The following is an 846-nucleotide window of genomic DNA, read 5'->3' as shown; positions in this document are numbered from 1 at the left end:
TAGGGTCAGGACTCATAACCAGAACATGACGGTTGCGGCGAGTGCGATGGCGGAGAGGAAGACTTTCGGGCATCTGTCGTATCGAGTTGCGACGCGCCGCCAGTCTTTGAGCCTGCCGAACATGATCTCGATGCGGTTGCGTCGTCTGTAGCGGCGTTTGTCGTATGTGACGGGCTTGCCGCGGGACTTCCTGCCCGGGATACAGGGCTTGATCCCCTTGCTTTTCAGGGCGTCGCGGAACCAATCCGCATCATAACCTCGGTCGGCGAGCAGCCAGTCGGCCTTTGGCAGGCTGCTCAGGAGCGCCGCCGCGCCGGTGTAGTCACTGATCTGCCCGGCGGTCATGAAGAACCGTATGGGCCGCCCCTTGGTATCAGTGACGGCGTGCAGCTTGGTGTTCATGCCGCCCTTGGTTCGCCCGATCAGCCGCCCACATCCCCCTTTTTCGACCGCAGGCTCGATGCCGTGCGATGGGCTTTCAGATAAGTCGCGTCGATCATGATCGTCGTCTTGTCGGTCGCTTCCGAGGCCAACCCCTCGAAGATCCTGGCAAACACGCCCATCTCGCTCCAGCGCTTCCATCGATTGTAGAGTGTCTTCGGCGGACCATAAGCAGCTGGCGCATCGCGCCATCGCAAGCCATTGCGATTGACGAAGATTATGCCGCTCAGAACACGCCGATCATCGACCCGCGGCTTGCCATGGCTCTTTGGAAAGAACGGCCGCAGCCGCTCCATCTGCTCGTCAGTCAGCCAGAAAAGATTACTCATCGTGCCCCCACTGATCAGAGGGTATGAATCACGCAGCAACGGTCGGTGCAACCCAATTAATAGGTCCTGAGCCTAG

Annotated in this window: 1 protein-coding gene; it reads right to left on the bottom strand. The window is 59.7% G+C overall.

The genetic code is table 11. The features are described 5' to 3' along the window. Positions 1 to 12: 12 nt before the first annotated feature. Positions 13 to 770, bottom strand: a protein-coding gene (locus Q0601_RS24615) for an IS5 family transposase (RefSeq protein WP_305292849.1) whose coding sequence is annotated in 2 segments (ribosomal slippage) — positions 13 to 434 and positions 434 to 770 — 759 coding nt in all. Because the reading frame shifts where the segments join, the coding sequence is not laid out codon by codon here. Positions 771 to 846 lie beyond the last annotated feature (76 nt).

The organism is Paracoccus wurundjeri, assembly GCF_030678915.1.
Taxonomy (GTDB): Bacteria; Pseudomonadota; Alphaproteobacteria; order Rhodobacterales; family Rhodobacteraceae; genus Paracoccus; species Paracoccus onubensis_A.
This window is presented reverse-complemented; position numbering and strand designations above follow the sequence as displayed.